The sequence below is a fragment of the Methylomonas rosea genome (genome assembly GCF_024505055.1).
Taxonomy (GTDB): domain Bacteria; phylum Pseudomonadota; class Gammaproteobacteria; order Methylococcales; family Methylomonadaceae; genus Methylomonas; species Methylomonas rosea.
This window is the reverse complement of the sequence record NZ_JANIBL010000017.1, coordinates 46,389-71,854: the sequence shown is the minus strand read 5'-3', so window position 1 is coordinate 71,854 and position 25,466 is coordinate 46,389. Positions and strand designations below refer to the sequence as shown.

Genomic DNA, 25,466 nt, shown 5'->3' with positions numbered 1-25,466 from the left:
TTACCTTTCCATCTATATCCAACTTCGGTTGATGAATAAGAAAAGTGAAGTTATGGGGACTGGCTAATAACAATCTAGCTTTGGGTTTCAGCATTGTATTTAAACCCCAAGTTATAAATGGAACACAAATAGCCACAATTTCTTTGCCGTAAGTTTCAAGAATTGCCATTACTTTACTTCCATCTTATTTATCAAAAGGTTGAATATTTTATTCACAATGAATAAGTCACCAGACAATAAGCGGCTAAACTTGGAAAACCGCCCATCAGTTACCTTTTATCACCCACACTTCGACTCCCCACAATTCAAACAAGTCATACACCCATCCATCAACACCATCGCCTTGGTGCTGCACTTGTTACACAACACCGCCTTCTCAGGAAACGCCTGCCCTTCCGATGCTCCATGCTGGGCTTCAAATTCTCGACGTTTCTCGTCCAGCAATTGCTGGTGGTGATCGCTGAGTTTATCCGGCTTGATCATGCCGATGTGTTTCATGTGCGATTCGATGGCGTGGCCGATCTCGGCGACCAAGGACGGCATGAAGACACCGCCTTTTTTGAAATATCCGCCCTGTGGGTCGAATACCGCTTTCATTTCTTCCACCAAAAAGGTAGCGTCGCCGCCTTTACGAAACACCGCCGAAATTAAGCGAGTCAGCGCCAGCACCCATTGAAAATGCTCCATGTTCTTGGAGTTGATGAAGATTTCATAAGGCCGGCGCTCCTGGTGCACTGTGCCTTCATTGAGGATGATGTCGTTAATGGTGATGTACAAGGCATGCTCGGACTGCGGGGTTTTGATCTTATACGTCGAACCAAGCAGCATTTCCGGGCGCGCCAGATTTTCGTGCATTTCTTCCAGCGACGGTTTTGCCACTTCGGCTTCCGCCTGCGCCGCCGCTTCTTGGTTTTCTTTGGTCAGCACTTTATAGCTGACGATTTTTTTGTTGATTTTGTGTAGGGTCATATCAGTGTCTCGAATCTGTAGGCTGGGTCGAGCGTTAGCGATACCCAGCTTGAATGCCTTAAATGCCGGGTTTCATTTCATTCAACCCAGCCTTCGAATTGCGTCGGTAGCGGCTTAAAACTTGCCGTAATAGCCTTCTTTCAAGGCATCGAACAAGTTGGCGGCGGTATGGATTTCGCCGTCGTATTCCACTTCTTCATTGCCTTTAAATTCCACTACATGTCCGTCTTCCAATGTGAATTGGTAGGTAGTGTTTTCCAGATCGGACTCCTTCACCAACACGCCCTGGAACACTTCCGGGTTGAAGCGGAAGGTGGTGCAGCCTTTCAGGCCCTGGTCGTAGGCATATTCGTAGATAGACTTGAAGTCTTCGTACGGAAAATCGGTGGGCACGTTAGCGGTTTTGGAAATCGACGAATCAATCCAACGCTGCGCGGCGGCTTGAATATCGACATGCTGTTTTGGCGTAACATCGTCGGCAGCAATAAAATAAGCCGGCAATTGTTGGTTTGGATCTTCGCTGTAGGGCAGTGCATCGGGGTTGACCAGATGGCGGTAAGCCAACAGTTCAAAGGAAAATACGTCGATTTTTTCTTTGGACTTTTTGCCTTCGCGAATCACATTGCGCGAATAATGGTGGGCAAAACTGGGCTCGATACCATTGCTGGCGTTGTTGGCCAAGGACAGCGAAATGGTGCCGGTGGGTGCAATCGAGCTGTGATGGGTAAAGCGGCAACCTACTTCCGCCAATTCCGCGACCAATTCCGGCTGATCCTGCGCAACTTTTTGCATGTAACGGCTGTATTTGGCGTGGAGTACGCGACCGGGTACTTGATCGCCCAGTTTATAGCCGTCGGCTGTCATTTCCGGACGTTTATGCAGCATTTCGCCAGTGACGGTGAATAGCTGGTCCATGATCGGCGCGGGGCCTTTTTCCTTGGCTAGCTCCAGGCCGGCTTTCCAGCCTTCCAGCGCCAGCTCCTTGGTCACTTGTTCGGTAAATTCCAGCGATTCTTCATCGCCGTATTTCATGCCCAGGATGGTGATGGTGGAACCCAAGCCCAAATAGCCCATGCCGTGGCGGCGTTTACCGATTATTTCTTCGCGCTGTTTTTCCAAAGGCAAGCCGTTGATCTCAACCACGTTATCCAGCATGCGGGTAAATATGCGGATGGTTTTACGATAGCCTTCCCAATCGAAACGGGCTTCTTTTGTGAAGGGTTTGTCGATGAAACGGGTCAGGTTGATCGAGCCGAGCAGACAGCTGCCGTAAGGCGGCAAAGGCTGTTCGCCGCAAGGATTGGTGGCGCGGATATGTTCGCAAAACCAGTTATTGTTCATCTCGTTGACTTTGTCGATGAGGATGAAACCCGGCTCGGCGTAGTCGTAGGTGGAGGACATGATGATGTCCCACAAACGGCGCGCCGGCATGACTTTGGTGATGCGGCACGCCACCAGGCCTGCGTCGTTAACTACATAGCCTTTTTTATTGGGCAGATCGCGCCAAACGATTTTGTCGGCATCGCTTAAATCCAATTTATCGACATTGGCTTCGCGCTCGGTGACTGGGAAGGACAACGGCCACTGGCCGTTGTTTTTCACCGCTTCCACGAATTCGCTGGTAATCAGCAGCGACAGATTGAACTGACGCAAGCGGCCGTCTTCGCGCTTAGCGCGGATAAAGTCAACTACATCAGGATGCGCCACATCGAAGGTGGCCATTTGCGCGCCACGGCGGCCGCCGGCTGACGATACGGTAAAACACATTTTGTCGTAGATATCCATGAACGACAACGGACCGGAGGTATAGGCGCCAGCGCCCGATACATAGGCATCGCGAGGCCTTAGGGTAGAAAATTCATAACCGATGCCGCAACCGGCTTTCAAGGTCAGACCGGCTTCGTGGACCTTGTGCAAAATATCGTCCATCGAGTCTTCGATGATGCCGGACACGGTGCAGTTGATAGTGGAGGTAGCCGGTTTGTGTTCCAAGGCACCCGCGTTGGAAACGATGCGCCCGGCCGGAATCACGCCTTTACGCAGCGCCCACAGAAATTCTTTGTAGTGTTTTTCTTGCAGTGCCTTGGTTTTTTCGACGCTGGATAAGGCCTTGGCGACGCGCTTGTAGGTTTCGTCTATGGTTTCGTCAATCGCTTTGCCGTCCTTGGTTTTTAAGCGGTATTTGCTGTCCCAAATATCCAGCGAAGCACTTTGTAGCGGGATTTCGGTGGTGTCTTGCGTCACAACATGAAGTTTTGCGGTCATTCGTGGGTTCCCTTTTCTAATTGAATGGTTATTGGCCTATCTCACCGCTCCGGCACGGCTAAGATATTGATGTTTATTAGGTTAAAACCGAAAACACTACAGCCTGGCGACATACTGCATATAGTGTCTATGTGAAAATTTTAGCACAACATATTGTGTTGTCAGTGGGATATTTTTCCTAATAAAACGTGCTTGCGGCTTTGTTTTTTTAACTCAAGGAGTTAGCCGCAGCATTTAATTTTTAAAATGACTTGGATACTGCTGGGGCGCTTGCCAAACAGCGGACAGATGGCAATTCAAACGGCCTGCATCGGCAGCCGGTAGGGATAAGCAGAGTAGTTAAGGCGTAGTTAATATTTCTGGCTAAAATGATTTCGCCAGCTGGTTGCAGTGGATTGAAAAAGTCCCGGCTTGAGGATGAAGTTGGCAACTTAATAATGACCCTACCGAGGCATACATGACTAACATCAGCAAATTCTTACTGTCGGGCGCGTTGCTTGCGTCTATCGGCATGGCGCAGCCCTGCTACGCCGGCCTGGAAACGCCGCGTATCGACCATCGCCAGGAAAATCAAGAAAGACGCATCGAACAAGGCGAGGCGTCGGGTGCCTTGACGAATCGCGAAGCCAATCGTCTGGAGCATCAACAAATGCGCATCGAGCGCCAGGAAGACGCCGCTAAAGCCGACGGCGTGGTCACTGCGGGTGAAAGAGCTAGATTGACCCATCAACAAAATAAAGCCAGCCGTAATATCGCTCGTAAGAAACACAATTTAAGACGGGAGTAGACGAATCATAAATTCACTCTGTTTCGTCGTTCCCGCGAATGCGGGAATCCAGGAAAATCAAAAACATGGATCCCCGCATTCGCGGGGACGACGAAGTTTTAAAAATGGCTTACCGTAAAAATCCGCCTAACACCCTGATTCTTAACCCGTTTAATTTTCGCCTTTCATCAAGTTCAGTAATTCGTCCGCCGACACCTTACCGCTAATATCGGCACCATCCAGCAAGCTGTCGGCCAAATCGCGCTTATGACTATGTAGCGCGACGATTTTTTCTTCTATGGTATTTTTTGCGATCATCCGGTAGATAGTCACCGGCCGCTGTTGGCCCATGCGGTGCGCGCGGTCTGAAGCCTGATCCTCGACAGCGGGATTCCACCACGGGTCCATGTGGATCACATAATCGGCGGCGGTCAGATTTAAACCTACGCCACCGGCCTTCAAACTGATCAAGAACAATTCGCCCTCACCACGCTGGAACGCGTCTACTCGCTGCTGGCGGTCTTTGGCCGGCGTGCTGCCGTCCAGGTATTGATAACGAATCCCGCGCTGCTCGATATAGTTTTTAATCAACTGCAAATGATCGACAAACTGGCTGAACACCAGGGCTTTATGCTTGTTATCCAGCAATTCGTCGACGATGTCGCCAAACGCCGCCAGCTTGCTGCTAGGCAAAGCCACAGCCGAATTAGCCAGCAAAGTATTGCAACAACTGCGGCGCAATTTGCTGATGGCCGCCAGAATCTGCAATTGTTTTTGCCCCGCCGGCGCATCGGCACTGCTCAAGGCTGCCAAACTCTCACGGCGTAGCGCTTCGTAAAAAGCCATTTCCTCGCTGCTCAGCTCGACATAGATCGGGATTTCGGTGCGCGGTGGCAATTCCTGCAACACTTGGGTTTTGGTACGGCGCAGAATAAAAGGCTGAATCAGTTTTTTGAGCTGGAAACGGGCCTCGGCGCTACGGTCGCGTTCGATAGGGCCGGCGAAGCGTTGATTGAATTGCTCCAAAGAACCCAGTAATCCCGGATTGATGAACCTAAACAAGTTCCACAGCTCACCCAAATGGTTTTCCAAGGGCGTACCGGTCATGATCAGTTTAAATTCGGCTTGCAGATTCATCGCCCCTTGCGAGCGACGAGTGGCGATATTTTTTATCCACTGCGCCTCGTCGAGAATCACGGTCTGGAACTGGATTTTCGCCAGCATCTCGGCAACTTGTTCCTGCTGTAACAGGCCGTAACTACAAATCAGCAAATCGTACGGCCCCAGATTATCCAGCAAGCGCTGGCGGTCGCCACTACCGAGAATTTGCGGATTGAGCGTTGGCGCAAAACGGCCGGCCTCATTTTCCCAGTTCATGCACACCGAGGTCGGCGCGACAATCAGGCTGGGACCGTTCGGCGCGCGGTCAACCAGCAAAGCCAAGCCCTGCACAGTCTTGCCCAAGCCCATATCGTCGGCCAGACAGGCACCGACACCCCAGTGCGCCAGACGCGCCAACCAGCAGTAGCCGTCCAGTTGATAGTCGCGCAATTCGGCTTGAAAGGTGGACGGCACTTTCGGTTGATAATCGCGCGAGTCCTTCAGGCGCTGCATGTGCGCTTGCCAATGCTTATCGGCCTTGAAACCGGCGTCGTCCTGCCAGTCTTCCAAAGTGAGCGCCGCCAAAGGATTGATCCTGACTTTTTTGCCGTGCAGATCGGCATAGGCGCGTAAATCATCGAGGCGGCGGCGAAACTCTTCGGTCAGAGCAATAAACTGCCCGTCCTGCAATTTCAAAAAGCGGCCTTCGCGATTATTCAATAAGCCCAACAATTGCTGGATTTCGATGACGGTATCTTCATTGACTTGCAATTCGCCTTGCAAAGCAAACCAATCGTTGTCGCGCTTGATTTGCATGCTGAAGCCGCTGCCGTTGGTTTGTCCCAACAGCCGAAATCTGACGCCTTCCGGCCATTCCAATACTGCTTGCTCGGCAGGCAGTGCCTGCAATTGCAGCAGCAGTTCCAGGCATTGTTCCGGCTGGTCCAATAAATAATCGCCGGCACCATCGCGTTCCGCCTGCTCCAACACATCACAGGCTTGCAAAACCGTCTGCGCGCGCTGTTTTTCCAAGGCCAAGTCGCGTTTAGTCTGACAATGGCGGCCGTCGATTTCGGCCAGCACGCTTTCCCCGCCGTGGCCAGGTTGATAATACGCACCGCCGCTCGCAAACGGCCGGATCAACATCGCCACGCGCAGGCCTTCGCCCCAGGGCAATAAATGCACACGCGGCGTGGCGTCGGCCTGGACTTGCTCGGCGCTGCTGGAACTGCCGCCGATATCCGAATGCACGGTCAACAAACCGGAAATACTGGTCAAAGTTTGCAAGACCCGGTCTTGCGCCGACACCGGCACTTCCAAGCCCTTGGCACCCAAAACCGCAAAGATCTTATGATGATCACCGGTGAATTCAAGCACTCGCAAGCGCGTGGGCGTTTCCTTGGCAACATAGAATTTTTGTTCGTGTCCGGGCACGGGCTCCAGGCTGATTTTGATCTTGTCGCTGCCTTCCAGCTTTTTCACCCGCAGCTCGGCTTCGCCCTTGACGACATCCACCCTCACCTCGGGCGCATCGGCCCAAAACAATAAAGGATGTCCCAATAGTGCTTGCGGCATGCTGTTGTCGAACTCAAAATAAGTGCCGCTGCCGTACCAGCCGCTGTCGCGATACTCCTTGATATGGGCGCACAGCTTAATGTCCTGCTCGGTTAAATAGTCAAACTTGTTGGTTTCGTGCGCCAGCCTTTTTAATGCAATCGCCCTGCCCTTGCTCCAGCCGCCCTTGGCTTGCTGTTTTTGTTCGCGCGGCTCAATCTCCAATTCGTGACTGATATCGTCGTAGCTAAGTAACCAGACCAGGCGAGTAGGCTTGTCGATGGGTGCAGCGGTGTCGGCTTTTTTTTCGGCCTTAGGCAAATTTAATAAGGCGTCCAACGCCAAATCCCAATCGGGGCGGCTGGCGAACAATTCTGCCAACGCCGGCCGGCCATCGAAAAAACTGCAATCCCATTGCATGGACCGCGGCGGTTCTATGTGGGTGAAGATCTTGGCCAATTCAGCCGCCGGCCAACGATAACCATTGTCCAACAAATGCCGATACAGCTTTTGACTGAGCGGCGTGACATGATTGAATTGATCGGCTTTGACCCAGAATTTGATCAAAGCCAAAAACACATGCAACAGCAATGGCGGGGTGAGCAAAGTATCCGGGTAGCCGCTTTCCCGATAGCCGCTGCTAATTTTATAAGTCAAATCAGTATTTAGCAGCTGATCCCGCAACGACAAATCGCCCTGTAAAAAGCGCTGAAACAAGGCTAACTGATGATAAATGCCCAACCAATAATTGTCGGCTTTAATAGCTTGGTTGATTAATGTGCCGAGTTTGGCGCGTTGTTTGGCGTCGTTATTTTTCAGGATAGCCAGCGGATAAAACACCCCCGCCAATCCGTAAAAATAAGCAGTGCGTTGTCCGGACGTTTTTCGCAGTTGCACCAAGGCTGCTTCAAAACGGCTGACCGCTGCGGCAAAATCGCCGCGCAGAAAAATCAATGTCGCGGCGATGGCTTGCAGTTCCGGATCGACCTGATCCGCCACCAGTCGTTCCACTTCGTCCCATTCGCCGCGCAGCAAGCGCAGTTCCAAAGCCACACGATTCAACAATTCTTGTTGCATCCCCTGACTGACGAACAATAACTGCTGTAAAAAGCCATCCAATTTTTCATCGGCATACAAATACAGCAGTTGATGTAAGCCCGAAAACCCGGCCAGCCCCAACAATAATTTTGGATGATGCGTGGTAAACCAGGCGACATCCAGCGGGTTTAAAAACCACGATAGATACAATTCGTTAACGGGCGGCAGTTTGCCTAAATAATGGGCGCCGGACTCCAGACATTCGTCCACCCTGGCGTAATCCCCGCGATAAAACTGAATGCGCGCTTCGCGAATACAATCGTCCACCGTACTGTAACGATAGTACCCGTGACCAGGCGGATTATGCATTTGCACCGCGCCGGCAAACAAGTCGAATTCCTTATCGACGACGGCTTGCCGCGTCAGCACTTCCGCCAGGGTTCGGCAGCAACGGGTGCCGCCGGATTTGAGGTTTTCTTCCAGTAAACCGGCTTTAATCAGCGGTTTTAAGCGGGCTTTGACCGCTTCCGACTTCAAAGTTTTGTCGCCTTCCCTGATACCCAAACTGCCCAGACATTTAGCCAGATTGATCAGCGAGCTATAGCCGTAATAAACAGCCAGCAACTTCAGGATAATCTGTTGCTCCGGGGTTAATGTCTTATAAGTTTTAAGGCGTTCGACTAAACGAGAAGATTGCATGATTCCGGCAAATCGACAAAAGGGGTGATGTTACCAGCTTGGCCGGACAAGCTAAAGAATCTCAAGTCAGTACGCATAAAAAAGCCCGCCGGAGCGGGCTTTTTATAGAGCGGGAAGACCTTATAGTGTAGCCAATACCTTAGCCACTGTTTCGCCCATTGCCGCCGGGGTCGGCGCGATAATCACGCCCAACTCTTTCAGCATTTCAACTTTCTCAGCGGCAGACTCGCCAACCGAGGAGATAATCGCTCCAGCGTGGCCCATACGACGGCCTTTCGGAGCGGTTAAACCGGCGATATATGCCACGACCGGCTTGCTCATATGTTCTTTGGCGAAGATACCGGCTTCCACTTCTTGCGGGCCGCCAATCTCGCCTATCATCACCACTACTTTGGTTTCCGGATCCTGCTCGAATTTTTCCAGAATATCGCGGTGCGAGCTGCCGTTGATCGGGTCGCCGCCGATACCGACCGAAGTCGACACACCGATACCCAACGCTTTCATTTGGTCGGCGGCTTCGTAACCCAGCGTACCGGAACGACCGACGATACCGACGTTACCGGGAATGTAAATGTGTCCCGGCATGATACCGAGCATCGATTTACCCGGACTGATGGTACCCGCGCAGTTAGGTCCGGTCAGGACCATACGCTTTTCCTTGGGGAATTTGCTCAGGAAAATTTTGACTTTCATCATATCCTGAGTCGGAATGCCGTCGGTAATCGATACGCAGTATTTGATACCGGCTTCAGCCGCTTCCATGATGGAATCCGCCGCATAAGCCGGTGGTACGAACACGATACTGGCTTCAGCACCGGCTTGTTCGACCGCTTCCTTGACTGTGTTGAACACCGGACGGCCCAGATGAGTTTGTCCGCCTTTGCCGGGGGTGATGCCGCCGACGACGTTGGAGCCGTAATCGATCATTTCTTGCGCGTGGAAGCTGCCGATCTTGCCGGTAAAGCCTTGCACGATGATACGGGTTTGTTTATCGATAAAAATTGCCATGTAAATTCCTTAACCTTGCGCGCCTTACAGGGAGGTAACAGTGTCGCGTGAAGCAGGAGGCTGATAGCGACCGGCTACAACTTGATTACGGGCGGCGACCGCCTTCTCAGCGGCTTCCGCTAAGGTGTCCGCCGTGATGATAGGCAAACCGCTCTCTTCGATAATTTTGCGGCCTTCTTCAACGTTGGTACCGGACAAACGCACGATCAACGGCACTTGCATATCGATTTTTTTCACGGCATGTACCACACCCTCGGCGATCCAGTCGCAGCGGTTGATACCGGCAAAGATATTGACCAGCATGGCCTTGACGTTTTTATCCGCCAACACCATGCGGAAGGCTTTTTCGGTACGCTCGGCCGACGCGCCGCCACCCACGTCCAGGAAATTGGCAGGCTCACCGCCCGCCAGCTTGATCATGTCCATGGTCGCCATCGCCAACCCGGCACCATTAATCATGCAGCCGATGTCGCCATCCAGACCGACGTAGCTCAAGCCACGGTCGGCAGCCGCCATTTCCCGTGGATCTTCCTGCGACTTGTCGCGCAGCTCGGAGATTTTTTGCCGGCGGAACAAGGCGTTGTCGTCGAAACCCATTTTGGCGTCCAGCGCGATCAATTCATCGTGGCCGGTGATGACCAGCGGGTTGATTTCCACCATATTGGCGTCCAGCTCGCGCATCGCCCGGTAGCAGCCTTGAATCAATTTCACGGCTTGCGGGATCAAGTCGGCGTTCAAGCCCAACGCAAAAGCCATTTCCCGGGCCTGGAAATCTTGCAAACCAACCGCAGGTTCGATGTAGATTTTTTTGATCGCATCCGGATTGTTTTCCGCCAGTTCCTCGATCTCCATGCCACCTTGCGCGGAACCGACCATGACGATCCGTTCCTGGGCACGGTCTATCAACAGGCTGAAATACAGTTCCTTGGCAATATCGGTGCCGGCTTCGACATACAAGCGCAAGCATTGTTTGCCGGCCGGACCGGTTTGGTGGGTCACCAATTTTTTACCCAGTAAGGATTCGGCGGCATCGCTGACTTCGTCGTGGGTCTTGCAAATCTTGATACCGCCGGCTTTGCCGCGCGCACCGGAATGTATCTGCGCTTTAACTACCCAGACGTGGCCGCCGATTTCGCGGGCGCGCTGCACTGCGTCTTCCGGGCTGTAAGCCAGTCCGCCATCAGCTATTTTCACGCCATAATCGGCCAATAGCTGCTTTGCTTGGTACTCATGAATGTCCATGCACTCTCTCGTGATATTGGAAAAATGTAGGTTGGGTTTACCCGCAGGGCATAAAAGCGACGCGAAACCCAACATTAAAAGCCGTCGTGTTGGGTTACGGCTAGCGCCTAACCCAACCTACAATTTTTTATTTTGATTTAGCAGCAATCGCTTCGGCGGCACGAACGATGTTATTCGCCATTCGCTCGGAAGCAGCATCGATCAAACGACCATCCAGCGCAGCAGCGCCTTTACCTTGCGCGGCGGCTTCCTGCAACGCTACCAGTATGCGTTTGGCCTTTTCGACTTCCGCAGCCGGCGGGGTGAATACTTCGTTAGCCAAAGCAATTTGCGAAGGATGAATCGCCCATTTGCCTTCGCAACCCAAAGCGGCCGCGCGGCGCGCACCGGCTTTGTAGCCTTCCGGATCTTTGATGTCGCCAAATGGGCCGTCGATAGGCCGCAGGCCGTAAGCGCGGCAAGCCACGGTCATCCGGCTGATCGCCGCATGCCATTGGTCGCCAGGATAATCGGGATTCAATCCGCCGATATTGACGGTACGCGCCCGGTTGCTGGCTGCATAATCGGCAACGCCAAAATGCAAGGCTTCCACACGGCCGCCGATGGCCCCTTGTTTGGCGATGTCTTCAACGTTGGCCATGCCCAGAGCGGTTTCGATAAGGCACTCGATGCCGATTTTGTTTTTCAGGCCTTCCTGCATTTCCAACTGGGTCAGCATCGCGTCAACCATGTAAACGTCGCCGTAAACACCGACTTTTGGAATCAGCAGCGTGTCGATTTTTGCGCCGGCCTGCTCCACCAGATCGACGACATCGCGCACCATATACTGAGTATCCAGGCCGTTAATGCGCACGGACAGGGTAATACCGTTGCCTTTCCAATCCAGATCATTGATGGCCTGAATCACGTTTTTCCGTGCTTGCAGTTTATCGTCCGGAGCGACTGCGTCTTCCAGATCGAGAAATACAAAGTCCACACCGCTTTTCAGGGCTTTTTCGAACATTTCCGGACTGGAACCCGGTACTGCCAACTCGCAACGTTGCACGCGTTGCGCATTGGCTTCGTAAAGTGTGTGACTCATGTATGTTTCCTACGGTTGGTTGGCCGGCTAAAAAACCGCGCCGTGCATGGATTAAAGAACGTGCCATTTTACTTTCAGGGCCTGCAATGTCAATTGCGCTTGTCAGCTTCGGTGCTGGTTTGCGCCGGTAAACGACTTGCCGAATCACGGCTTATGTGGCAACATCCCGCGATTTTCTACGCTTCCAAAATCCCAAGGAGACACCAGATGGCAGGTCGCAATCACCTTTTTGTTCCAGGTCCAACCAATACCCCACATGAAATTCTGAGCGCGATGCATGTGCCCATGGAAGATCACCGTTCGCCGATTTTCCCTAAACTGCTGGCTCCGATTCTGGAAGACCTGAAAAAAGTGTTCCGCACCGAAACCGGCCAATGCTTCGTGTTCCCAGCGACCGGCACCGCCGGCTGGGAAGTGGCCATGACCAACTGCTTGAATCAGGGCGACAAAGTATTGATTTACCGCTTCGGCCAATTCGGCCACTTGTGGGCGGAAGCGTCGAAAAAACTGGGTTTTGACGTGGAAATTCACCAAGTTGAATGGGGCAAAGGCATTCCGCTGGATCATCTGGAAGCCCGCCTGAAAGAAGACAAAAACCACGAAATCAAAGCTGTGCTGGCCACACATAACGAAACTTCAACCGGTGTAACCAGCGATATTCCAGGCGTGCGCAAAGCGCTGGACGCGGCCGGCCATCCAGCGCTGCTCTTCGTAGACGGCGTCAGCTCCATCGGCAGCATTGATTTTCGCCAAGATGAATGGGGTGTGGACGCAAGCATCGCGGGTTCGCAAAAAGGCTTTATGTTGCCGGCCGGGCTGGCGATTCTGGGCTTTAGCCAAAAAGCCTTGGCAGCTATCGATAACAGCAACTTCCCACGTTCTTTCTTCTCATTGAAAGACATGGCGGCATCCAACAAAGACGGTTATACCCCCTACACACCATCCACTCCCATGTTGTACGGCCTGCGCAAAGCGCTGGAATTACTATTGGAAGAAGGCATGGAGAACGTTTACGCCCGCCATCACCGTCTGGGCGAAGGCGTACGCCGCGCTGTTGCGGCCTGGGGTTTGCAAACTTGCGCGCAAGCAGGTTGGGATTCCGATACCGTCACCGCGATCGTGGTACCAGCGGATAAAGATGCCCGCCAGGTCATCAGCACCGCTTACAACAAATACAATATCTCTCTGGGCGCCGGTTTGAGCGAAGTGGCCGGCAAGGTGTTCCGCATCGGTCACGTTGGCGACATGAACGATGTGTCTTTGCTGGGCGCCATTGCCGGTGTGGAAATGGCGATGCTGGATAACGGTTTGGACATTAAACCGGGTAGCGGTGTTGCCGCAGCTATCGAGTATTACCGCTCGACCGCGAAATAACATCCCCTATATTTGACGGGTGACCGGCTTAACCGGTCACCCGTCATTCGATTCAGCAGGTACTTGTTCCAAACCCTTACTCGCCCCCTGTCACATCCCAAAACAGGCTGATGTGCCCTGCCACTGGTACTAGACAAACAGTCGTGTTTTGTGCGCTAAGCACCAAAAGCAACCATCTTTTGCACCATTCCACATCAAAAACCCCTGATTTTTTACACCAAGAATTATGGAAAATATCAGTAAATAATTAAAATAAAAAGACTTTTTAAGACGAGGCATTACTCTTGCTGTATATGTACTTGAGTTATCTTCTGACTCCAAAGCCAAGGGAGAAAATCATGAGACACCGCCTGTTACTGTTTGCAGCACTTATCGCCCCTGCTCATGCGGAACTTCATGAACAAGAGCCAACTGAAATCCTCAGCCAAGCGTTGCTAAACAAGGCAACACAGATTAGCCCGGCACCAAGTTCCGACCTGTTCGCACAGGGCTTATGCTGGCTACCCAGTAGTTTAACCAGCAAAAATAACGCCGACGAGATCGACAATTGCGTTATCCAGGCCATTTACGCCTCAGGATTAAATCGAGAAAATACCGGCGAAGCTCGCGGCATTGAAACTTTGAACTGGTCTGTGATGAACTATCCCGCCATCAGTAGTGGGGCGTGGTCGTTTATCCCCGATATTGGTTACCAGTTTCTACTGGAAAAAACCGCGGCCCCCCAACCCAGCCTAGATTCCGTTACGGCAGTTAGCGAAAAATCCTTATCGTCGATGCCCCTCGCCACATTAACCTGGTTTGTTTTAGGTTGCATGCTGGGTTCCTTAGCGATGCTGCGTAGGAACCAAGAAAAGCTGGCAATCGTCGCCGATTAAATTTTTACCGGGCGTTTGCACTGCGTATTTCAATTCTTTATAGTCCCCACCTGCCGGCGCTTTGTTCAGCGCCGGCATTTTCAGGGGCTAGTCCACTATCTCCCGATCATTAGACGACGAAGCGTTGGGAGATGCGCACATGGGAAAATCCTTATATCAACTGTTAAACATACCTGAGTCCGCCAACGAGCAGCAAATACATCGCGCGTTCAAAGACATTGAAAGACATTGGGCAAAACGCGAAGACGACTCAGCGATAGAGACGTTGAACCGGGCAAGAGAAGCGTTTGTAATTCTGTCCGATACCAATCGGCGCGTCGCCTATGACCGCAAATTAGCGGCGAGCCGCTTACCACTTACGGAAATAACGCCTCCTACAGCAATCAAAAGCAGCCACACAGGCCAATGGCTGCAAAGAATGGCTATTGCTCTCCTGCTGCTGTTTCCAATAGTGTCATGGCTTTATCACAATAAGCAGCAAACCAAACAACAAGCTGAACTAGAGCGAAGCCAAAATGACAAGTCGATTGCCGCCGCCGCGTTGCTAAAAAGCCAGCAAGAGCAATTGTTACGCGAAAATCAACAGATTAACGCTCAATACCAAGACGAACAGCAAGCCAAACTTGCAGAAATCGAACTGCGCCAAAGGCAACAGCAGTTAGATGACGCCAGAATGCTTAGTGAACAGCAGTTGCAAAACCAAGCTCGCAGCCTGGATTTAATGGAAAAACGCCTGAATACGGATGCGCGCGCTCAAGAACAAAACATCGCCGAGCGCCAAGCCGAACTGCAATACAAAAAACCGGCCATGGCGATGACCTTGCAAGAGCAACAAGACCAACATTTGGCCCTACAGCGGCAAAGATCCTTAAAACAACACGATGAAAACATTGCCAGCATCAACAGCCTGCGCGCGGCACGTTTGAAAGCATACGACCGTGACCACGGCAATGGCGGCATAAGCACCTCAAACCCGGCCGTCGATCCTTAATCTCATCGCAACTGATTCGAGCCTGAAAGCACGATAGGAAATCCAATGACCAAACCCAAAGTCCTGCTTAGCCGCCGTTGGCCGGCAAGTGTTGAAGCTAAACTACAAGCACTTTACGACGTCACTCTGAACACCGACGACCATCCTTTGAGCGCCGACGAATTTAAAGCGGCCTTACAAAATTACGACGCGGTGTGTCCCAGCGTTTGCGATTCCCTGCCGGCCGAGGTGCTGAATGTGGCTAACAAGCGCTGCAAAATTCTGGGTAACTTTGGCGTGGGTTATAACCATATCGATATTGTCGCCGCCAAACAGCAAGGCCTGGTCGTCACCAATACCCCGGGCGTGTTGACACAAAGCACCGCCGATATTGCGATGACCTTGCTACTTATGTCGGCGCGGCGCGGCGCCGAGGGCGATAGATTGGTGCGCGCCGGCGCATGGACCGGCTGGTGCCCGACCCATATGATGAGCAGCGACGTGACCGGCGCCACACTAGGGCTGATCGGCTTCGGCCGAATCGCCCAAGCCATGGCACGGAAAGCTCATCATGGCTTTGGAATGAAAATTCTGTATCTCAAACCCAGCCCAGCCGACCCAGCCATCGTCGAGGAACTACAAGCTGTGCGCTGTGAGACTCTGGAAGAACTGTTACCGCAATGCGATTACGTGTCGCTACATTGCCCGGGAGGCAATGAAACCCGGCATTTAATTAATGAAAAGACCTTGAGTTTAATGAAACCCACCGCGCATTTGATTAATACCGCGCGTGGCGATGTCGTGGATAGCAAGGCTTTGATCGAAGCCTTGCGAGAAAAACGCATTGCCGGCGCTGGCCTGGACGTTTACGAAGGGGAACCTAATATAGACCCCGGCTTTTTGACGCTAGACAACGTCGCACTCCTTCCCCATTTGGGCAGCGCCACCATTGCAACGCGCACCGCGATGGGGGAGAAGGTGCTAGATAATCTTAAAGCTCATTTCTCAGGGCAGGATTTACCGGATCGTATAGTTTGAGACCTGAGTTTTTATCCGCGACACTAAGCATGTTTGGCTGATTCTTGTTTGCGCTTTTTAATCCCTAATATACCAAACAGCCCCGCGAGAAAAGACCAAACAGCCGCAGGCAACGGCACCGGAGCTGCATAGATATCCGCAGTACTCGTCAGGTCAACATAGAAATTTTTCTGTTGATTAGCACTTAATGTAAATGATCGCGAAAGCGTACCTATATTTTCAACGTTGCTATTTCCGAAAACCGAAGCACTAAAGTAAATTTCATCGAAGATATCTACATCGTCGGAAAATACTAAAGAGAGTGAGCTGTCGATACCATTAGTCGTTGCACTTAAAACATAGGGAATTGAAAGCAATATGCTGTAGGTATTGGTGCTGTTGTTTGTGAAATTGAATGTGTAATGCCCTACGTGGTTTGCAGAAATACTGCCATCGGCTACCGATCCAGTTACTGCAAACTGATAGGCTTGATCTAAGTCCAAACTCGATAGATCCTGATTCGTTGCGGTAACGGTTCCACCGTTATCATCGCCTGGCAGAATAATCTCTTGATTGAAAGAGCCGTTGGCCTGCAATCCGGCGTAAGCGCCGTCCAAAGCAAACGTTAAACTAGCTTGATTTGAAAAATCGATACTAGCAAAAGCATCGTTTTTGATACCGGGCAACAGTAGCCCTAAAATAACAACAGTTGTTTTGAAATCAAATTTCATGATTAATTCCTGAACTAAGGTAAATCTGCTTTGATAAGCAAACCGGCAACCCCGTTACCGGCTTTAACTTTTAAAACATTTAATAAACAACCATTGTTACGGCTGACATGATGAATACAATGGATCTGACTGCGCAATCGGCCCTAATTGACAATGGAAAGGCAACAGCTTATTAGTACGCCCATTGGCACCAACGGCTGGAACTTCCAAATAATCGTCTAAAGCCAGATTCGCACTTAAGCTATTACCATCTACAACTCCGCCTGAACCGTTTTCGGTGTGTCCATGCGGTACTTTCAGCTCAGGATGATCGAATGGCGCTTTCTCATAGCGGACACGGTCGTCAGTTAAGGTTTCGAGGAATTCAATCAAATTTGCCCTAGCAGTCTCGCTAGCTGAAGCTAGAGAAATATTGTTTACAAATTGGTGCTTATTAGTTGAATCAAAATTGCCTTTTCTCGAATAAAACTCAATTACCTGTTTTAAAGTAGACATACTGCCGTTATGCATATAAGGCCCGGTCAATTCGATATTTCTTAGGGTAGGGATCTTGAAAACACCCGAAGTTACCGTACCCAATTTACCAGGCGTATTCGCTTGCGCTGTATTAGCCGCGGCAACAGTAGGAATGAATGCATATTCCGGAGTAACACAGTCTTGATCTCTTGCCACACCTTCGCGACTACCGTCGGCTTGGATACCGTTAGGCGTTGTAAAATAAGCCGAACTCGTTGAATTGCTCTCATACGCAAGCGCAATAATGAAATCGCAAGCTCTAACTTGATTCACGCCGGGATCTTTGACATTCGCATAAGCACCTAGCAAATATTGAACGTATTGTTTAGCGAAAGATAAGGGATTGCCAAAATCATCATTTGCCCCTAGACCTATATCAGCATTCGGGTCATTAACACCGGTATTAGCAAACCCTAAGTCGTACATTCGGAAGACTCCAGACATCAAATCGCGATTGACGAGACTAGGATGTTTAGTCACACCAATGGCATGAGTGGCATTATCCAAACCCAGAGCATCAGGACCGTAAGGCACTTGCGCGTATGAAGGTCCAAAAAACTTGCCATTCTCTTCCAACAACGCTGAGTTTGTGCTGATTGCAGCGGACGTCAACAAAGGTCCGGCATGGCAAAGATTGCAATGATTATTGGTAAAGATATTGAAACCGTCAGCGATGCGGGCGACCTTATCAGACGAATAACCCAAGCCCTGCCATGTCGGGATATTGAAAGCATCGCGTTGAGTCAAGTCCACCGGCGCCTGATCGGAAATCAAAGTGCTTTGGTACAACTGCAATGCAATACCGAAAAACATCGAAAAGTTAGCTTCGATTTGATTGTAAGGCGGCTGCCCCGGCCTGCTTCCGAAAGGACCAGTGCTGGCGTACGACCAGAATTTAGGATTGAAAGACTGCATCACCAATTGTTTATAAGTGGTGTTCAAACCGGGCTTCAAATTCCCTGCCGAACTTAAACTAATGGGCCCAAGCACGCTGTCTTCGTTATGTACTTTCTGGTTTTGCAACGGTTGTCTTAACAACAGTTTTCGTCCAATTTCCGGCCAGGTCCGTTGTCGACAAGCCATCTCGGCATCGTTCAACGGCGGCCCCATCGCTAAAGAAGCCAATGACGCGTTTTCCAGATGTAACCGGTTCTTTTTGACTGGTTGCACTTTAGAAGCCGTTTTCACCCATACTCCAGCATTTTCATCGCGATCCCCCCAAGGACTGCTACCGTTATAAATATTATTCGCGCGGCCATCCCAAAAATTACGGTGATTGAATACTGCATTGAAGACCGTTGGCGCATTTCTCGGTTCTACCCGACGAGTCCCAGTACTATCCAGGTGAAAAATTGGATCGTTTACCGCGCGATTGCATTGATCAGAACTACCGACGAATTTCGAGACACCCGTGAAGTCGCCTGAAAAGGTACCTGCCGAAGAAACCACGTCGTCTGTGGCAAACGTCAAACCGCTTGCCTTATTCAACGGGTCGTTAAATTTGTAGGTCGGAAAGTCGGTTTGAGTCAATTGGTAGTTCGGCCCACCGCTCAAAGCACCTGACGGAAGAGGTTGAAAGGTCTGACCAGAAGCATTACTGCTTTTTAGTCCAGGGTTAATTTGGTTTTTGGTTCTGGCGTCAGCACCTGCATGGAAATGACAGGAGCCGCAAGACATACCGTCGCTGCCGACATTGACATCCCAAAACAGCGCCTTACCTAAAGCAATTGCTTTTTGTTTATCTATAACTATCGAGTCGGCACCATCTTCCGGTAAAAAATTAACAGCCGTATTGACCCAGGTATTCGACTGTTTTTCCTGCAAAAATCCTTGAACATGAGGAACAGGTACACCCTGTAACGGCATGGGCTGCGGACCGTGGGAGAATGATACTTGCGACAACAGCAGCCCTCCGACCCCAAGCATTAATTTACCAATCAAATTCATCATAACTCCTTAACATTTTTTAGTTCTAAGCCTTGTGGCAATGTCATTTACCAAGTTGCCGACATTTTTATGGTTGAAGCCGTGAGCCACCCTCGCCCAAGATGTGTCTATTCGCCTACTCTTAGTCTGTAACGTACTTCTTAACAATCCACATACAAACCACCGGCAACGCAAAAACAGCCCGCCAATTTCGTTCATCTCAAACCAGGCAATAATCGCACCATCAAAACTCCAAAAAAGATTTCGCATCAAACTCCGAGGCCAATCTATCAACAAATTTTTTCTTATATAACAGTAACTTAATAAACACTTATAAAACAACACTTGTCGCTCAAAGCAAACTAGGCTCATCACTGCTGAAAAAACATGCCAAATCCCTCTACATAACTTCATTTGACATATCCGCAACTGTTAGCTCAGCCTGGCAAAAAAAAGGTGGCAACTGAATTTACAGCCACCACCTTTCGTTTTATGCCTCAACGCTTAAAGAATGTAATAGCGCTTAAAGTAGCTGCAATTAATATTCAGTGATACTCAATCGATCTCGAAAGGATTAAGCAGCTCTGCGACGAGCAAAAGACAACAATCCGAGCAAGCCACTACCGAACATCCATACAGCGCCAGGCACAGGAACAGCTGCTACGGATCCAACCACGACATCGTCTATATTCACCTTGAACTGACTTGCACCAAGCGCATTTGCTTCTGCCGCTGTTAAATACCCAGATCCGGAGTTGCCGGCAATATTGGCACCACTAGAACCTGTGCCTTTAAAATGAATCCAGATCGCGTTGATACCATCCGCATCATTAAAATCGCTGTTCAAGGTCAGAGTGCCTTCCGTGCGGGGGCTGGCACCACTTTGCGTAACGGTTTGATAGGCTACGCGACTAGGATAATTGCTACCATCGCCATCATGCAAAGCGTCGCCTTCCGCAGCTATATTTCCGAACACAGTGCCGGTCAGCGCTGAGGTGTTATAGGCGGTATTAAATCCCAAGATTTCCCAAACACCGCTTTTGGGATTTTCGCTATTGATAGTATCCCAATACAATGAAAATGCCGTAAAGGCACCACCATCCGCTCTTCTGATGTAAACACCTGAAGAATCGTTGTGATAACCCACAGAAGAACTTCCGTTGTTAGTTTCGCCGTGCACATGATTTGAACCAAGCAAATCGCTCAAAGTACCCATTACAAATTCGCCATCGGCGGTCGTTTCATGGTAGCAAGCCACACAGTTACCGGATACGTTGGCGTAACCGGCCACGCTACCCGGCATACCACCCGTAACGATTGGGTCTCCAAATTCATCAACCTCACCGGAAGGAACTGGGTTAAAGTTGATTGTGGAAATCGCCGATGCTGCGCCAGAAGCACTTAGCAGGCCCGCGAACAATACTTGACTGACTAGCTTTAATTTTTTCTTCATTAACTACTCCAAATGTTTATAAAAAACGAGAAACACCCAAAACCTCTAGAACCCAACCACCCGGGCCTAACGCGCTTTCTCTTTTAAAAACTGCCTGACACGAAACTTTCAGATTGCGCAACAGACATACCCCCTTACGCTCTAAGCAAAATACATACCACAACCCTGCTAAATTCTTTCGAATACTCTCTGCTTTAAGGTAAAAGCAAATTGAATGTGGTTAACACGGCGAGTCAGTCGCAAGAAAACCCATGATTTACCTTTAGTTTTCCTGGTTCTGGTTAACCATGCGCTCAGGCGGCTTATGCTCGCAACCTGCTTCGACTATTGATATCGACATAACCCAAAAATAGAACTTAGAACTAAAAGCACTCACCCTAAAAATACCCCCTCATAATTAAACTATGTCATATACCTCGCTATAGGGCATTTCACCTACTCCTGAATTAGATTACCTCTCGAACTGCCCCAGGAAACACAAAAACAATTTGGCACGATAACTGCTTTACTATAATTTTGAATTTCACTCTAATGAACGCACCCGCCATTCTTTCAGCAATTTTATTGGCAGCCTCCACTAGTGCAACAGCCTTAGAACAAAACGAGGCAGCACCGAATTGCGACGCTAAACTGGCTAGTGCTCAATCCTTTAATATCAAAAGCTATCACGGCAAGGTCGTTCTGGTGGATTTCTGGGCCACGTGGTGTCCACCGTGCTTGAAATCGATACCTTTTTTCAATCATCTTTACCAGCAATTATCCAAAGACCAGTTTGAAATAATTGCGATTAATGTGGACGAAGACGACGATACGCTTCAGCAGTTTTTAAATGAGCATTCCGTAAACTACCCGATCGCTTTAGACCCACAGGGCAAATGCCCAAATTCGTTTGGTGTAAAAGCGATGCCATCCAGCTACATCATCGACAAGCAAGGCGTTGTTCGACATATTCACCTCGGCTATCGAGACGAGGATCAAACGTCGATACAAAATGAGATTGACCAGCTAATAAAGCAATGAAGTCCGAACAGTCTTATATGCTCAGCTGCCTCTCAAAAAACCTGATAATTGCTTACGCACTAGGTGTTTTAACGGGTTGCGCAAACGTTTCGCCCTGGGAAAGAGGTAATCTGGCGAAAGAGAGCATGGCGATCACACCCAATCCGAATTTAAGCCACATTCGTGACCACATTTTTACGAGCAAGGAAGCTTCGCAGGGCGGTCATGCCGGCGGAGGCGGCGGTTGTGGCTGTAACTAACGCCGATAACCGAAGGACATTAGCCGCTCTCACAACAGCGGCGCTGAGCCTGCCAGGTTTACAGGCGGATGCCGCCACACCCGGCGCCGAGCCGCAACTAAATCTGCACTACGGCCACTATCAGGAAAGCAACAACCGCATGCAGGTCGACGTGTATCACGCCGACTTTACCGTGCCCTACAAGGAACGCTTGGAGTTATCATTCAGCATAGACCGGGACACCTACAGCGGCGCGACACCAGCCTTTAGTCTTCCCAAAACCATGACTAACCAGTCGCGCTATGAGGACGGCGTGCTGAACAGTAATGTCGACATTGTGTCGGCTGCATCTCAGGGGGTCACTGCCGGCGGACTGACAATATTGGGAGGACTCAATACGTTTGCCGATTTCCGCGCTATCTACGACCCCGCTAAAGCAGATATAGATTTGTCGATTGAATCGCAAAAGTCAGCTCAGTTTAATGCCGCCATAAATCAGTTTAAACTCGATAATCCGCAACCGCCGGGAGCAACAACTACAACAGTCACAGAAAACGTGACCATCAATTTTGAAGGCATGACCCAAGGCTCGTATTCAGGAGAAGCCAATACCGCTGCCAGCGGGGCTTGCGCAGACTGTTATGTAGAGTCAGGGTTTGTGTTGGGCGTGGTAGACGACGGCAATCCTACCAATCACCTTCACAGCGATGCCAGCGGAAGCGGTATCCGGCTGGCGTATCACAACGACTCCACGGGGATTTATCTAAGGGCCTTGGACGGCAGCGCCTTCAGAGTATTATCGCTTGATTGGGACAATATTGACCCCGGTAATCCAAAAAGCGGGGTGTGGGAAATCCTGGGGTTTAATGCACCGTCTAATCCAAGCCTGTCAACAGGCGACGGAACAAATTACGCTACGAGAAACGCATACCAGACTGTAACCCAAACCAATAGCGCCCCCAATTTGCGATTTGACGGCTCACTAGCCCTGGACGGTACATTTAGCGCGGCTAGCGGCATCAACGCGCTTTGGATTCATTTTAAAGGCACAACCTCTGCCGGCAACCCCATTGCCGGCACCAGTGCTCCGGGATTTTTAACGTCTACGGAAGCCGCTAATCTTGGTGCCAGTCAGTTCCTGGTTAACGTCGACAACATCCGAATCGCTTACGATAAATTAGTGTCTTCAGGCAGCCCCGCTGCCATCGCCTGGCAAGCAGCTTTGAACAATTTCGAAGCCGGCAAAACCGCTGAATTGAATGCAAGCTTTTCCGCGCTGCAAACCGAGTTAACCAAACAACTCACCATCCAGGCCTACGCTGCCGTGCTGAACCGCATGACCCCACCGATGACCACCATTGTGCAAAAATTTCAAGAGCAACCTATTGAAACCCGCACCATGCCGACATTTAGTGGCAAATATTATTTTGACGACTACACCTTGGCATTTTCCGGCGGTAAATCTGAGGAACCGGATTTCGTTTCGAATTTCGGTTCGATCAACGTCAGCCATGAGTTCAACAATAAGCTGACAACAGTCTCTTTGGGTTACAACACCTCGAGCAATCAGATTTCGCGATCCACCGATAACCAGCATGCGGCCAGTAGCGGACATGCGCACGGCGGTAGCGATTCGCCCGGCTACTCACGACTCGACGAAAACAGCAACTATCACGGATTTAACATAGGTCTTTCGCAAGTAATCACAAAAAATACCCTGATCCAATCCACGCTAAGTTATACCAACCAGAACGGCTATTTGAGCAATCCGTATAAGTTCGTCTATGTGCGAGGAGAAGTCACTCCGGAAGAGTATTATCAAATCCAAATGGCTTCGTCGGGAAACCCTTTCAATTGGAACTCCATCACCAATTTAGAAATGGTCGGAATAGATCTATTCCGCGAAGTTCGTCCTGATCAACGCAATCAGTGGTCGTTATCCAATCGCATCAATCAACATATTCCAGCACTGGATGCCTCATTACATTTCGATTACCGCTATTACAGGGACGATTGGGGCGTGAATTCGCATACTTTCGAGTTTGCTTGGTATCAAAGCTTACCGATGGGTTTCACGATCACGCCAAGCATGCGCTATTACTCGCAATCGCAAGCGGAATTTTTCGCCCCATATTTCCTGGCACCTCGCGCCGACGACCACTACTCCAGTGATTTCCGGCTAGCCGATTTCGGCGCCTTGAGCGGTGGCATCTCGTTTAGTAAACAACTCAGCAAAGGCATTAAACTCGATGCAGGCTTTGAATACTACACGCGCCAAAGCGGCTTAAAACTCGGCGGCGGAGAAGACAATAGTTATGCAGATTACAGTTATTATCTGGTGCATGCCGGCTTGAATGTCAATCTCGGCGCACCGCGTTCGCAACACAGCGAGCATCAGAATATGCATCACCACGGCGCTCCGTTACCAGCGGGCGTCATGTATGGTCATATGATGAACGCCCCGGGAGAATTTATGGTTGGTTATCGCTATATGTATGCGAACCAGACCGGCGATATCCGGCATGGCGACCACGCAATGGAGGATGCATCGCTATTACATCTTGCGTGCGGCTCTAACGAATGCGCGTCACGTCCTACGGAAATGAGTATGAACATGCACATGCTCGACCTCATGTACGCTCCCACCGACTGGCTAAATCTGATGCTGATGCCGCAGATTATGGATATGAAAATGTCCCTTGCGGAGGTGCCCGGCACGACAGTTGAAAACGAGCACGGCAGCGGACACAGTAGCGGCGCTTTAGGCGACACAATAATGGCGGCCATGATCAAGGTATTCGACATGCCTGGTCATCATGTTCACTTAAGCTTAGGGGTCAGTGCGCCAACCGGGGACAATGAAGTGACGGTCGACGGTCAGGATTCCATGACCAGCGAATTACAAGATTACGGCATGCAAATCGGCAGCGGCACCTGGGATTTTAGACCCAGCCTGACTTATACCGGTCAGTCCGAAGAGTGGTCTTGGGGCGCCCAGCTCGGCGGTATCAAGCGGATGCAAAATCGTAACCGAGTTGGTTATGCACTTGGCGATGTTTTCCAATCCACCGCTTGGGGTAGTTATCAGGTACTCAATTGGCTATCCACTTCGATTCGCGGCATATATTCTGAGCAGGGCCGCATTCAAGGCGAGTTTAACCGTGCTCATTCCACGACGTCGACAGTGGACTATGCGAGCAATTACGGCGGTCGTTTTTGGGATGTAGGATTTGGGCTAAACGCAACCATTCCTGAAGGGCCGCTCACCGGCCATCAGGTCAGCGTCGAATGGCTGCAACCGGTGGCTGACAATTACAATGGCTATCAGTTAGAGCGAGAGGGAAGCCTCAATGCCACCTGGACTTTCGCTTTTTAATGTCTTCAGGCTTATAAAGCATAAAAACTAATCGCCGACTGAACAGAATACCCCCTTCTAAAGGTTGCCGATGTTCTTTCGCTACATATTCCTCTGCTTTATGTTGATCGCGGCGTAATCGCTTACGAGCTAACCCAATCTACCTTAGCTAATACTATCGATGGCCAAGCCAGCCAAACAGGCTTTTTGCCATGACAGTGTGTGAAATAACCTATTTTTTTCAGGACCGCTGCCCCCAAACTCCCGCAGAAGCGGCTAGGGCCCTAC

17 protein-coding genes are annotated in these 25,466 nt (G+C 50.4%); 8 read left to right on the top strand and 9 right to left on the bottom strand.

Annotated elements, in window-relative coordinates:
* Positions 1-279: 279 nt before the first annotated feature.
* On the bottom strand, positions 280-969 hold the full coding sequence (locus tag NP589_RS07565) for a TSCPD domain-containing protein (protein ID WP_256606426.1): 690 nt from the start codon (positions 967-969) through the stop codon (positions 280-282).
* Positions 970-1,083: 114 nt separating this feature from the next.
* A complete protein-coding gene (locus tag NP589_RS07560) occupies positions 1,084-3,234 on the bottom strand; it encodes an adenosylcobalamin-dependent ribonucleoside-diphosphate reductase (RefSeq protein ID WP_256606425.1) in 2,151 nt (716 codons plus the stop codon).
* Positions 3,235-3,691: 457 nt separating this feature from the next.
* On the opposite strand from NP589_RS07560, the gene NP589_RS07555 reads away from it, so the two are divergent.
* The gene (locus NP589_RS07555; RefSeq protein ID WP_256606424.1) at positions 3,692-4,021 is read left to right on the top strand and encodes a hypothetical protein; all 330 of its coding nucleotides are present in this window, start codon (positions 3,692-3,694) and stop codon (positions 4,019-4,021) included.
* Positions 4,022-4,171: 150 nt separating this feature from the next.
* Here the strand turns inward: NP589_RS07555 and NP589_RS07550 are convergent, their stop codons facing one another.
* From NP589_RS07550 to NP589_RS07535, 4 genes are all read right to left on the bottom strand, one after another.
* Positions 4,172-8,392, bottom strand: coding sequence for a DEAD/DEAH box helicase (locus NP589_RS07550; RefSeq protein WP_256606423.1), 4,221 nt, complete (start codon positions 8,390-8,392; stop codon positions 4,172-4,174).
* Between the two features lie 120 nt (positions 8,393-8,512).
* Positions 8,513-9,400, bottom strand: coding sequence for a succinate--CoA ligase subunit alpha (gene sucD, locus NP589_RS07545; protein WP_256606422.1), 888 nt, complete (start codon positions 9,398-9,400; stop codon positions 8,513-8,515).
* A gap of 24 nt (positions 9,401-9,424) precedes the next feature.
* A complete protein-coding gene (locus NP589_RS07540) occupies positions 9,425-10,642 on the bottom strand; it encodes a malate--CoA ligase subunit beta (RefSeq protein ID WP_256606421.1) in 1,218 nt (405 codons plus the stop codon).
* Between the two features lie 127 nt (positions 10,643-10,769).
* A complete protein-coding gene (locus NP589_RS07535; RefSeq protein WP_020482090.1) occupies positions 10,770-11,723 on the bottom strand; it encodes an HpcH/HpaI aldolase/citrate lyase family protein in 954 nt (317 codons plus the stop codon).
* Between the two features lie 207 nt (positions 11,724-11,930).
* On the opposite strand from NP589_RS07535, the gene NP589_RS07530 reads away from it, so the two are divergent.
* From NP589_RS07530 to NP589_RS07515, 4 genes are all read left to right on the top strand, one after another.
* Positions 11,931-13,097 carry an aminotransferase class V-fold PLP-dependent enzyme gene (locus tag NP589_RS07530; RefSeq protein ID WP_256606420.1) on the top strand — a complete coding sequence of 389 codons (1,167 nt, stop codon included), beginning with the start codon at positions 11,931-11,933 and terminating at the stop codon, positions 13,095-13,097.
* Positions 13,098-13,435: 338 nt separating this feature from the next.
* A complete protein-coding gene (locus tag NP589_RS07525; protein ID WP_256606419.1) occupies positions 13,436-13,972 on the top strand; it encodes a hypothetical protein in 537 nt (178 codons plus the stop codon).
* Between the two features lie 139 nt (positions 13,973-14,111).
* Positions 14,112-14,963 carry a DnaJ domain-containing protein gene (locus tag NP589_RS07520; protein ID WP_256606418.1) on the top strand — a complete coding sequence of 284 codons (852 nt, stop codon included), beginning with the start codon at positions 14,112-14,114 and terminating at the stop codon, positions 14,961-14,963.
* Positions 14,964-15,008: 45 nt separating this feature from the next.
* On the top strand, positions 15,009-15,980 hold the full coding sequence (locus tag NP589_RS07515; protein ID WP_256606417.1) for a 2-hydroxyacid dehydrogenase: 972 nt from the start codon (positions 15,009-15,011) through the stop codon (positions 15,978-15,980).
* Positions 15,981-16,003: 23 nt separating this feature from the next.
* Here the strand turns inward: NP589_RS07515 and NP589_RS07510 are convergent, their stop codons facing one another.
* From NP589_RS07510 to NP589_RS07500, 3 genes are all read right to left on the bottom strand, one after another.
* Complete coding sequence (locus NP589_RS07510) at positions 16,004-16,690, bottom strand: VPLPA-CTERM sorting domain-containing protein (protein WP_256606416.1); 687 nt, start codon at positions 16,688-16,690, stop codon at positions 16,004-16,006.
* Positions 16,691-16,786: 96 nt separating this feature from the next.
* Positions 16,787-19,153 carry a cytochrome c peroxidase gene (locus NP589_RS07505; RefSeq protein WP_256606415.1) on the bottom strand — a complete coding sequence of 789 codons (2,367 nt, stop codon included), beginning with the start codon at positions 19,151-19,153 and terminating at the stop codon, positions 16,787-16,789.
* A 553-nt stretch (positions 19,154-19,706) separates the two neighbouring features.
* The gene (locus NP589_RS07500) at positions 19,707-20,585 is read right to left on the bottom strand and encodes a hypothetical protein (RefSeq protein WP_256606414.1); all 879 of its coding nucleotides are present in this window, start codon (positions 20,583-20,585) and stop codon (positions 19,707-19,709) included.
* 531 nt (positions 20,586-21,116) lie between these two features.
* Here NP589_RS07500 and NP589_RS07495 point away from each other — a divergent pair.
* From NP589_RS07495 to NP589_RS07485, 3 genes are read left to right on the top strand one after another with little or no spacing between them, the layout of a single operon-like run.
* Complete coding sequence (locus NP589_RS07495) at positions 21,117-21,605, top strand: TlpA family protein disulfide reductase (protein WP_256606413.1); 489 nt, start codon at positions 21,117-21,119, stop codon at positions 21,603-21,605.
* On the top strand, positions 21,602-21,844 hold the full coding sequence (locus NP589_RS21735) for a DUF4266 domain-containing protein (protein ID WP_371929654.1): 243 nt from the start codon (positions 21,602-21,604) through the stop codon (positions 21,842-21,844). The genes NP589_RS07495 and NP589_RS21735 overlap by 4 nt, the downstream gene beginning before the upstream one ends.
* Positions 21,831-25,199 (top strand): DUF3570 domain-containing protein, encoded by a 3,369-nt coding sequence (locus NP589_RS07485; RefSeq protein ID WP_256606412.1) that lies wholly within the window; start codon positions 21,831-21,833, stop codon positions 25,197-25,199. The genes NP589_RS21735 and NP589_RS07485 overlap by 14 nt, the downstream gene beginning before the upstream one ends.
* Positions 25,200-25,466 lie beyond the last annotated feature (267 nt).